We start from the raw sequence: 10,337 nt of genomic DNA, 5'->3' as shown, positions 1-10,337 counted from the left end.
CTTTCTGTTACAAATGTGAGGAAAGACTCTACAAAAGCAAGGCCGCGACGTGCGCGGCCTTTACATTCGGGATGGGTGGGGGCGGTTATGCGGCGCCTTCCAGCGCGTCGTCGCTGAGCCAGCCGTTGAGGGCGCTGGCGGTCATCGGGCGGGCGAACAGGAAACCCTGGGCCAGCGGGCAGCCCAGCGATTGCAGGATTTGCGCCTGGCGCTCGTCCTCCACACCCTCGGCGATCACCGCCAGGCCGAGGTTGCGGCCCAGCTGGATCACCATCTCGGCGATGCTGCTGCCGCGCGCCGAGCCGGTGATTTCGGTGACGAAGGCGCGGTCGATCTTCAGCCGGTCGATCTGCAGGCGCTGCAGGTAGGACAGCGAGGAGAAGCCGGTGCCGAAGTCGTCGATGGCGATGCTGACGCCGGTCTGCTTGATCTGGCCCAGCATCTTGATCAGCAGGTCCGGCTCTTCCATGGCCATCGATTCGGTGATTTCCAGCTCGATGTTCTGCGGCGGCGCGCCGGTGTCCTCCAGCGCCTTGCGCAGCATGTCGAGGAAGTGCGGGTGGCGGAACTGCACCTGCGAAACGTTGATCGACATCATGAAATCATGGTGGCCGGCCGCGCGCAGGTCGACCAGCTCGCGGCAGGCGGTGCGCATCACCCACTCGCCCAGCTCGATGATCAGGCCGGAATACTCGGCGATCGGGATGAAGCGGTCCGGCGAGATGAACTTGCCGTCCGGCGTCTGCCAGCGCAGCAGCGCCTCGGCGCCGACCGGGCGGCGGGTGTTGAGGTCGATCTGCGGCTGGTACACCACGAACAGCTGATTCTGGCCGAACGCGGTGCGCAGCGCGTGCATCATGCGCACCCGTTCGCGGATTTCCACCCCCATCGAGCGCGAGAAGTAGAAGTGGCCGGCGCGCTGCTGCGACTTGGCGCGTTTCAGCGCGATGTCGGCGTCCTTCAGCGCGTCGGCGCCGCTGCCCTCGTGCTCGTTCAGGCGCACCAGGCCCAGCGTGGCGGACAGCTGCACGTCCTGGCCGTCGATGCTGAACGGGCGCTGGAACAGCGCCAGGATGTTGCCCGGGTTGACCTGCGCCGAATCGCCCAGCACGCAGAAAATGTCGCCGCCGATGCGCGCCACGGTCAGTTGCCCGCCCAGCTCGGTTTGCAGGCGGCCGGCCACCGCCACCAGCAGCATGTCGCCGAACTGGTGGCCGAGCGCGTCGTTGGTCTCGGCGAAGTGGTCGAGGTCGACCAGCGACAGGGTGGCGTCCTCGCGCGCCGGACCGGCGAGGGCGGCGTCGAGGATTTCCACCAGCCGCGTGCGGTTGGGTAGCTTGGACAGCTGGTCGTAGAAGGCCGCGTTGTGCAGGTGGGTCACCAGCTCGACGTTGTCCAGCCCGACCGCGACGTTGCTGCAGAACACTTCCAGCAGGCGCTCGTCGATCTCGGTCGGCGCGCGCTTCACCTCCAGGAAGGCGACGAAGTCGCGGCTGGCCTTGCCGGCGAAGTAGAGCGTGACGAAGTCCGGGCCGTAGAGGTTGCGGCGCTGCGCCAGCGCCGCCTCCAGCGCGTCGTGGATGCGCTGGTCCTCGCGCACGGTCAGGGTGATGTTGTCGAGGTGGCGGTAGCTGCCGGCGGTGGCCATCACCATCAGCTCGTGGCAGCCGCTGTCCGGGCATTCCTGCACGCACAGCACGCCGTTGGCGTCCTGGCCCAGCAGGTGGCCGATCTGCGCCAGCACGCCGGCCGCGAAGTTTTGCACGCCGTGCAGGGTCATCAGCTCGGTGCTGGCGTGGACGATCTGGTTCAGGCCGCGGCGGCTGTCGTTGATCTTGCGGATCTGCTCGTAGGAGCGGATCGCCGCCGTCACCGTGGTGAACAGCTTGATGCGGGTCAGCTCGGACTTGGTCTTGTAGTCGTTGATGTCGAAATCGCGGATGGCGTCGATCTCGGGCGCGTAGCCGGGCTGGCCGGTGCGCAGGATGATGCGCACGTCGTGCAGCTTGAGCGTCTCGCGGATGTAGCGCACCAGGTGCAGGCCGGCGTCGTCCTGCTCCATCACCACGTCCAGCAGGATGACGGCGATCTCGCTTTCGTGCTTGAGCAACTCGCGCGCCTGTCCGGCCGAATACGCGTGCACGAATTCGAGCGGGCGATGTTGCATGTCCAGGTTGCCGAGCGCAAAGGTGGTGGTCGAGTGGACGTCCTCGTCGTCGTCGATGATCATGACCCGCCACACATTGCGGGCGCCCGTCGATGCGGGCGCAGCCGGATGCTCTTCTAAGAATACCAAATCGTCTTGATCATCCTTGGACTGCTCAAGGGGTGTGACCGGTGGGGGCATGTGTAGCTTCTCCAGAGTACTCGGTGTTCTTGCGTTCAAGTATATAGCGGATTGTCAAAAAGAATGCAGTTTTCCACGGCTTTGCGCCCAACTTGTGTCCAGTGTGCAAGTCGATGGATAAGTTGCAGCATACTTGTATCAAAAGAATGATATTTTACCAAGCTGAACTTGCTGTGTGGAAATTATTTTGCGGGCGGGACGGCGGGGGGCGCCGGCTGGTAGAATAAGGAACTTTCCACTTTTTCCCGAAGATTCTTTTCCTATGTCCGGTAATACTTTTGGCAAATTGTTTTCTGTAACCACCTTTGGTGAGTCGCACGGTCCCGCGATTGGTTGTGTGATCGATGGCTGCCCACCGGGATTGCCGTTGTCGGAAGCGGACATCCAGCCGGAGCTGGACCGCCGCAAGCCGGGCACGTCGCGCCACGTGACCCAGCGCCAGGAATCGGATACGGTGGAAATCCTGTCGGGCGTGTATCAGGGCGTGACCACCGGCACGCCGATCGCGCTGCTGATCCGCAACGAGGACCAGCGCAGCAAGGACTACGGCAACATCGCTGAAACCTTCCGTCCCGGTCATGCAGACTACACCTATTGGCATAAATACGGCGTCCGCGATCCGCGCGGCGGCGGCCGCTCCTCGGCGCGCCTGACGGCGCCCGTGGTGGGCGCGGCGGCCATCGCCAAGAAGTGGTTGCACCAGCAGTACGGCACCGTGTTCAAGGGCTGCATGAGCCAGCTGGGCGACATCGTGGTGCCGTTCCAGGACTGGAAGCACGTGCCGGACAACCCGTTCTTCGCCGCCACCGGCGACGCCGCCGTGATCGCCGGCATGGAAAGCTATATGGACGAGCTGCGCAAGGCCGGCGACTCGATCGGCGCCCGCATCGACGTGGTGGCGCAGAACATCCCGGTCGGCCTCGGCCAGCCAATCTACGACAAGCTGGACGCCGACATCGCCTACGCCATGATGGGCATCAACGCCGTCAAGGGCGTCGAAATCGGCGCCGGCTTCAAGTCGGTGGCGCAGAAGGGCACCGAGCACGGCGATCCGCTGACCCCGCAGGGCTTCGTCGGCAACAACGCCGGCGGCGTGCTGGGCGGCCTGTCGACCGGCCAGGACATCACGGTGTCGATCGCCATCAAGCCGACCTCCTCGATCCGCACGCCGCGCCAGTCGATCGACAAGGACGGCAACCCGGTGATGGTGGAAACCTTCGGCCGCCACGACCCGTGCGTCGGCATCCGCGCCACGCCGATCGCGGAAGCGATGCTGGCCCTGGTGCTGATCGATCACGCGCTGATGCACCGCGCGCAGTGCGGCGACGTGCGCGTGGCGACGCCGAACATCGCGCCCCCGGCCGGCGCCGGCGGCGTTTAAGCGCGGTGCCCGCGCAAGCCTTCAGCTTCGCCTTATTCCTCTTCTGCTACTACGCACACGCCGGCACCTGGTCGACCTACGCCACGCTGTTCTTTGCCGACAAGGGCATGACGGTGGCGCAGATCGGCGTGCTGATGTCGATGATCCAGGTGCTGCGCATCGTCGGCCCCAACGTCTGGGGCTACGTCGCCGATCATTACGACCGCCGCGTGCTGGTGCTGCGCCTGGCCGGCTTCGCCGCGCTGGTGGGGTTCTCGGGCTTCTTCTTCGGCAGCACCTTCGGCCACTTCATGCTGGCGATGGTGATCCTCAACCTGTTCACCAGCGGGCAGGCGCCGATCTGCGAAGCGCTGATGCTGTCCGAGATGAAGGGCGACCTGACCCATTACGGCCGCATCCGCATGTGGGGCTCGATCGGCTTTATCGTCTCGGTGACGCTGGCCTCGGTGGCGCTCGAGCGCCACGGCATCGTCACGCTGCCGTGGGTGGCGGCCGGGCTGCTGGTGGCCACCATCGCGGCGGCGTTCCGCCTGCGCGACGTGCCGCGCCGCGCGCATAAAAATCCGCCGCCGCCGCTGTTGTCGCTGCTGCGCAGGCGCGAGGTGATCGCCTTCTTCGCCTCCACCGCGCTGATGGTGTCGGCGCATACCTCGCTGTACACCTTCTATTCGCTGTACCTGGAGCGCAATGGCTACAGCAAGACCGTGATCGGCGCCATGTGGTCGCTGGGTGTGCTGGCCGAGGTGGCGCTGTTCTATTTCCAGGCGCCCTTGTTCAGGCGCTGGGGCGCGATGCGCATGATGTACCTGGCGCTGGGGATCGCGGTGCTGCGTTTCCTGATGATCGGCTTCGGCTCGCACATCCTGTGGCTGCTGGTGGCGGCGCAGCTGATGCACGCCGCCACCTTCGCGCTGCATCACTCGTCGTCGGTGATGTCGCTGCAGCGCTGGTTCTCCGGGCCGCTGCAGGCGCGCGGGCAGGCGCTGTACATGAGCATCTCGTACGGCATAGGCGGTTCGCTGGGCGGCTTGTTCCTGGCGCAGTGGTGGGAGAGGGCGGGCGCCGAGTCGGTGTACTACGTGGCGTCGGTGCTGGTGCTGCTATCGGCGCTGGCCGCCGCGCTGTCGTTCCGCTGGCAGCGGCGCGACGGGCATTAACGCGTCACGGCTTCCGGCGCGATGCCGTGGCGGCGCTCCACCGCGCGCACCACCATCGCCCGCATGTCGTTCAGCAGCGCGAACTCGGTGGCGCTGAGCGAGATCGGCGGGAAGGAGTCGTCCCAGTCGCCGTACAGGAAGCCGGCCGGCTGGCCGTTGGCGGACAGCGGCAGGATCACGAAGCTGCGGGCCTCGGACAGTGACGACTTCCACCACAACGGCAGCTTGGCGGCGAACTTGGCGTCGCGCGAGTTTTCGATGAAGATCACGCGGTCGCTGTTGAGCGCGGCGTGGAACACGTTCGGTTCGTAGGCGTCGTCGAAGGTCATGCCCGGCAGCAGCTCGCGCGTGCCTTCGCCGAAGCTGATCTTGGCCGAGTAGGTGTTTTCCTTGCGGTTGCGGACGAAGGCCACGGCGCGCGAGAAGTCCAGGCCCTTGTACACCGTCTCCAGCGCGATCTGCACCATTTGCCCGGGGCTGGCGGTGTCGAGCACGTCGCGCATGTCGGCCAGGCCGCTGAGCAGGATCTTGTTGCCGGCGGCGCGCTGGCGCGTCTTGGCCAGCGCCTTGGCGCGGCGCTCGGCGGGACGCGACAGCGGGGCGATGGTCAGGTCGTTGGCCGCCACCACCTTGGCTTGTTCGATGGCGTGCATCAGGTTGGCCGGCTCCACGCCCAGCATGCCGGCGTAGCTTTCGGTCAGCTGTTTCACTTTTTCGGCGCCGGCGGCGTCGTCGTGCCACAGCGATTCGGCGCAGCTGGCGGCCATGGTGGACAGGCCGGCGATCCAGTCCGAGGCCGACACCTCGGCGCCCGCCTCGGCCGGCGCCAGCGCGCGCATGCCGTTCAGCAGCGACGATGGCAAGCCCCAGTGCAGGGCGGCAGCGTGGCCGATTTCCTCCAGGCTCAGGCCCAGCAGTTCCGGCGCGACGTCCTCCACCGTGCAGGCCTTCTGGTCGGCCAGGCGCTGCAGCTCGTGCCAGCGCTCCGGCATGTAGAAGGTCAGCATCATGCGGCCCAGCGTGTGCAGCATCGAGCACACCACGGCCTCCTCGCCATGGCGGCTTTCGGCGGTGTAGGCGATCTGCTGCGCCACGATCCCGGCCAGCACCGCCTTTTCCATCTCGATGTGGGCGATGGTGGTGTCGGTCGAGGTGGCGGCCAGCTCCTCGATCAGTTTCAGGCCCAGCGCCAGGTGGCCGATGGCTTCCGTGCCCAGCACCAGCACCGCTTTCGACACCGTGTTCACGTGCTGGCCGAAGGCCGAGTACATGCCGCTGTTGGCCAGCCGCAGCACCTTCTGCGTCAGCACCGGGTCGGACAGCACGGTGCGCGTCATGTTGAATTCCTGCTCGTCCTCGCCGCGCATGGCGCCGAGGATGGCGGTGATGGCCTTGGCGAAGCCGGGCATGTCGCCGCGGCGGCGGGTGCAGTCGCCGAGCTCGCTCAGGGTCTTGTTGCCGAGCGCGGTGGCGGCCTTGTAGCTGGCGATCATTGCGCCACCTGCCGGAATTCCGCCGGCACCAGCTTGGCATGGATGCTTTCCTTGAGCGCCGCCAGCGCCACGTTGGCCGCCATCGGCTTGCCGGTCAGGTAGCCCTGGATGTACTGGCAGCCGCGCACCTGCAGGTATTGCAGCTGCTCCTCGGTCTCCACGCCTTCCGCCACCACCGACAGGTCGAGGTGCTTGGCCAGGTCCAGCACGGCGTTGCAGATGGCGCCGTCCTTCTGCGAGCCGGGCAGGTCGCGGATGAAGGTGCGGTCGATTTTCAGCACCGAGATCGGGAAGCGCTTGAGGTAGGCCAGCGAGGAATAACCGGTGCCGAAATCGTCAATCGCGATGCGGGCGTTGCGCTCGGCCATTTTGGACAGGATGGACTCGGCATGCACCGGGTCGATCATCAGCGTGCCTTCTGTGATTTCTAAAACCAATTGCTCACCAAGCAGGCCGGAGAACGCGATCGCGTCGTCCAGCACATCCAAGAATTTATCATTGCGGAATTGTCGCGGGCTGATATTAACAGAGATGTACAGGCTGCGCTTGGCAACTTCTTCAAATTGTTTCAGTTGCACGCAGGCGGCCTTGAGCGCCCACGCGCCCAGCAGGTTGATCAGGCCATTGGTCTCGGCGATCGGGATGAAGCGCGCCGGCGGCACCATGCCCAGCGTCGGATGCTTCCAGCGCATCAGCGTCTCGAAGCCCTGGATCTCGCGCGTCTGGGCGTCGACGATGGGCTGGTAGTAGAGCTGGAACTCGCCCTCGCGCACGGCCTGGAACATGGCCGCCTCGAGCGAGATGTCGTGCTGCGGCGGGCCGGCCAGCGCCGGGCTGTAGACCAGCGCGCGCGCCTTGCCGGTTTCCTTGGCGCGCGACATGGCGGCGTCGGCCAGCGCCAGCAGGCGGATCTCGTCCTCCGCGTGCTGCGGGTAGACCGACACCCCGACCGAGGCGCCGACGTAGATCGTGTGGCTGTCGATCTCGAACGGCGACTGCAGGGTGGCGATCAGGCGGCCGGTGACCAGCTTGATCTGCGCCTCGGTCGCGGTGCCCGGCAGGATGGCGACGAACTCGTCGCCGCCGACCCGGGCCAGGGTGTCGCTGTCGCGCAGGGTCTTGCGCAGGCGCTGGGCGGCCATGCGCAGCAGGGCGTCGCCGACCGGGTGGCCGAGGCCGTCGTTGACCTTCTTGAAGCCGTCCAGGCCGATATTCGCCACCGAGAAGCCCTGGCCCGAGCGGCGCGCGTTGGCGATCACCATGCGCATGCGGTCGGACAGCAGCAGCCGGTTGGGCAGCTCGGTCAGCGCGTCGTGGGTGGCCATGTGGCGCAGCCGCTCCTCGGTGGCGTGCTGCACGGTCATGTCGCGGCCCACCACCAGCAGCTCCGGCACGCCCTCGGCGTTGTCGAAGGCCGAGATGCGCAGCTCGTGCCAGATTTCGATGTCGGGGGTCTTGATGCGCACTTCCAGCAGCTTGGGGTTGCGCGATTCGATCACCTCGGCCAGCGCGGCGGCCAGCGGCGCCTGGTCGCCGTCGCTGACCAGCTTGACCAGCGCGCCGCCGGCCAGCGGCGCGCTGGCGGCGATGCGCGCGGCGGCGCGGCGGCTGGCGAACAGCAGCTGGCCAAGTTGATTGAGCCGGAATACGACATCGCCAGCCTCTTCCATGAGGTTATCCAATTCATGACGTGGCTGGGATGAAACGCTGGTTGACATCGCGAAAAGCTATTCTTTCAAGTTGTGGGTGTAACAATCAGGCGCGGGAATCTTGCAAAACCATAACGGAATGTATCACTGATGAGAAGCGAATAGCATGAAAAAAGACAACTTTACAGCGACTTTTTGAGAAATCTCTTGAGATCGATAAAAAAACCTCCCTTCAGAATGAAAAACCGCCTTTTAGCCGCGCCTGACTGATAGCGGTTTGACAAAAATACCGGCTCTCGATGGTGAGCGCGGTGTCAAAATCGACTTGCAGTCCCTCGACCATGGCGCACAGCACGGCCGCCGCCGCCGGCGACTTCAGCCGGGCGGGCGCCGTCTGCAACAGCGCGCGCACCGGGGCGCTGTCCAGCGCGCCGCCGGGCGGGCGGTAGCCGCGCGCTTGCCAAGGCCGGGCAAACGTTGCTTTGTTCAGGACAACATGATCCAGTTGCACCTCATCGTCGGCGATGGCGTGCAGCAGGCCCGCCCGCAGGGCTTGGGCGGCGCTGAGCGCGGCGCCCTCCAGCAGCAGCGGCATGGCCGCCCGCAGACCCGCCAGCCGCACGCTGCGGACGATTTCGCCGCCGGCCGGGGCCAGGCCGTGCAGCACTTGCGGCAGGCTGACGCGCGCCTCCCGCGAGGCGACGCGGCGGTGGCAGGCCAGCGCCAGGCCGAACGCGTGGCCGCTGATTTCGCCGCCGAGGGTGGCGGTCACCGGCAGCGCCAGGTTTTCCAGCCGCCGCAGCAGGGCGTTGTAGGCGTCCAGCATGTGCATGCAGTCGGCGGCTTGCGCCGGCGTGAGCGCCAGCAGGTGTTCGCGTTCGTGGCCGCGGTCCGCCGGGCCGGCGTCGAAGCCGATCAGCACGGCGGCCGGCTGCGGGCGTTGCGCTTCCAGCTTGTCCAGCAGCGCGGCCAGCTCGCGCTGGAACAGGCGGCTCAATGGATTGATGCCACGCGCGGCCAGCAGCACGCTGATGTGGCGGCCGTTGCGGTGGCTGGTGATCATGCTCACAGCCGTTCGATGATGGTGGCGATGCCCATGCCGCCGCCCACGCACAGGGTCACCATGCCGCGCCGCAGGCGGCGCGCCTCCAGTTCATCCAGCAGGGTGCCGAGCAGCATGCAGCCGGTGGCGCCGAGCGGATGGCCGAGCGCGATGCCGCCGCCGTTGACGTTGACCTTGTCGTCCGGCACCTCCAGTTCGCGCAGGAAGCGCAGCACCACGGAGGCGAAGGCTTCGTTCACTTCAAACAGGTCGATGTCGTTGACGGACAGGCCGGCTTTTTGCAGCGCCTTGCGCGCGGCCGGCGCCGGGCCGGTCAGCATGATGGTGGGTTCGCTGCCGGTGACGGCGGCCGCGAGGATGCGCGCGCGCGGCGCCAGGCCGAGGCGCGCGCCGGCGGCCTTGCTGCCGATCAGCGCCAGCGCCGCGCCATCGACGATGCCGGAGGAATTGCCGGCCGTATGCAGGTGCTCGATGCGCCGCAGCGGCGCATATTTGCGCAGGGCGATGGCGTCGAAACCCTGCTCGCCCATGGCGGCAAAGGCCGGCTTCAGGCTGGCCAGCGCCTCCATGGTGGTGGCGGGCTTGATGAACTCGTCCTCCGCCAGGATCAGCACGCCGTTCTGGTCGCGCACCGGCACGATGGAGCGGAAGCGGCCGGCCGCGCGCGCGGCGGCCGCCCTCTGTTGCGAGCGCAGCGCGTAGGCGTCCAGCTGCTCGCGCTGATAGCCGTCCAGCGTGGCGATCAGGTCGGCGCCGATGCCCTGCGGGACGTAGCCGGTTTTCAAGCTGGTTTCCGGGTCCTGGGTCCAGGCGCCGCCGTCGGACCCCATCGGCACGCGCGACATCGATTCGACGCCGCCGGCCACCACCAGCTCCTCCCAGCCCGAGCGCACCTTCTGCGCGGCCAGGTTGACCGCCTCCAGCCCGGAGGCGCAAAAGCGGTTGAGCTGTGCGCCGGCCACGCGCCAGTCCCAGCCGGCCGACAGGGCGGCGATCTTGGCGATGTCGGCGCCTTGCTCGCCGATCGGCGTGACGCAGCCGATCAGCACGTCGTCGATCAGCGCGGTGTCGAGTTGATGGCGTTGTTGCAGCTCGTTCATCAGCCCCGTGAGCAGCGAGATCGGCTTGACGCTGTGCAGGCTGCCGTCCTGCCTGCCCTTGCCGCGCGGGGTGCGGATGGCCTCGTAAATATAGGCGTCGCTCATACTGTCTCCAGGTTGTTATGCGCTTATCATAGGATATTGTTC

7 protein-coding genes are annotated in these 10,337 nt (G+C 66.6%); 2 read left to right on the top strand and 5 right to left on the bottom strand.

Annotation, left to right across the window (positions count from 1 at the left end):
- Window positions 1-85 precede the first annotated feature (85 nt).
- A complete protein-coding gene (locus tag FHW83_RS27695) occupies window positions 86-2,347 on the bottom strand; it encodes a bifunctional diguanylate cyclase/phosphodiesterase (protein ID WP_176649597.1) in 2,262 nt (753 codons plus the stop codon).
- Window positions 2,348-2,609: 262 nt separating this feature from the next.
- Between FHW83_RS27695 and aroC the strand changes: the two genes are divergently transcribed.
- Complete coding sequence (gene aroC, locus FHW83_RS27690) at window positions 2,610-3,728, top strand: chorismate synthase (protein ID WP_176649596.1); 1,119 nt, start codon at window positions 2,610-2,612, stop codon at window positions 3,726-3,728.
- A 5-nt stretch (window positions 3,729-3,733) separates the two neighbouring features.
- Window positions 3,734-4,885, top strand: coding sequence for an MFS transporter (locus tag FHW83_RS27685; RefSeq protein WP_176649595.1), 1,152 nt, complete (start codon window positions 3,734-3,736; stop codon window positions 4,883-4,885).
- Here FHW83_RS27685 and FHW83_RS27680 read toward each other — a convergent pair.
- The 4 genes from FHW83_RS27680 to FHW83_RS27665 all read right to left on the bottom strand — a co-directional run bounded on the left by FHW83_RS27680 (window position 4,882) and on the right by FHW83_RS27665 (window position 10,295).
- Window positions 4,882-6,378 carry an HDOD domain-containing protein gene (locus tag FHW83_RS27680; protein WP_176649594.1) on the bottom strand — a complete coding sequence of 499 codons (1,497 nt, stop codon included), beginning with the start codon at window positions 6,376-6,378 and terminating at the stop codon, window positions 4,882-4,884. The two genes, FHW83_RS27685 and FHW83_RS27680, sit on opposite strands and share 4 nt — an antisense overlap.
- Entirely contained in the window at window positions 6,375-8,048 is a 1,674-nt protein-coding gene (locus tag FHW83_RS27675) for a bifunctional diguanylate cyclase/phosphodiesterase (protein ID WP_176649593.1), read from the bottom strand. The genes FHW83_RS27680 and FHW83_RS27675 overlap by 4 nt, the downstream gene beginning before the upstream one ends.
- Window positions 8,049-8,259: 211 nt before the next feature.
- Window positions 8,260-9,090, bottom strand: coding sequence for an enoyl-CoA hydratase/isomerase family protein (locus tag FHW83_RS27670; RefSeq protein WP_176649592.1), 831 nt, complete (start codon window positions 9,088-9,090; stop codon window positions 8,260-8,262).
- A gap of 2 nt (window positions 9,091-9,092) precedes the next feature.
- On the bottom strand, window positions 9,093-10,295 hold the full coding sequence (locus tag FHW83_RS27665; RefSeq protein WP_176649591.1) for an acetyl-CoA C-acetyltransferase: 1,203 nt from the start codon (window positions 10,293-10,295) through the stop codon (window positions 9,093-9,095).
- Between the last annotated feature and the right edge of the window lie 42 nt (window positions 10,296-10,337).

The organism is Duganella sp. SG902, from assembly GCF_013376005.1.
In the GTDB taxonomy this organism is placed as follows: domain Bacteria; phylum Pseudomonadota; class Gammaproteobacteria; order Burkholderiales; family Burkholderiaceae_D; genus Rugamonas.
Note: the sequence above shows the minus strand (reverse complement) of the source record. Positions and strands in the feature narration are given on the sequence as shown.

Excerpts from the sequence above, each read along its gene's own strand:
- FHW83_RS27675 (WP_176649593.1), bottom strand. The coding sequence starts at position 8,048 with ATGGAAGAGGCTGGCGATGTCGTATTCCGGCTCAATCAACTTGGCCAG.
- FHW83_RS27665 (WP_176649591.1), bottom strand. The coding sequence starts at position 10,295 with ATGAGCGACGCCTATATTTACGAGGCCATCCGCACCCCGCGCGGCAAG.
- aroC (WP_176649596.1), top strand. The coding sequence starts at position 2,610 with ATGTCCGGTAATACTTTTGGCAAATTGTTTTCTGTAACCACCTTTGGT.
- FHW83_RS27695 (WP_176649597.1), bottom strand. The coding sequence starts at position 2,347 with ATGCCCCCACCGGTCACACCCCTTGAGCAGTCCAAGGATGATCAAGAC.
- FHW83_RS27680 (WP_176649594.1), bottom strand. The coding sequence starts at position 6,378 with ATGATCGCCAGCTACAAGGCCGCCACCGCGCTCGGCAACAAGACCCTG.
- FHW83_RS27670 (WP_176649592.1), bottom strand. The coding sequence starts at position 9,090 with ATGATCACCAGCCACCGCAACGGCCGCCACATCAGCGTGCTGCTGGCC.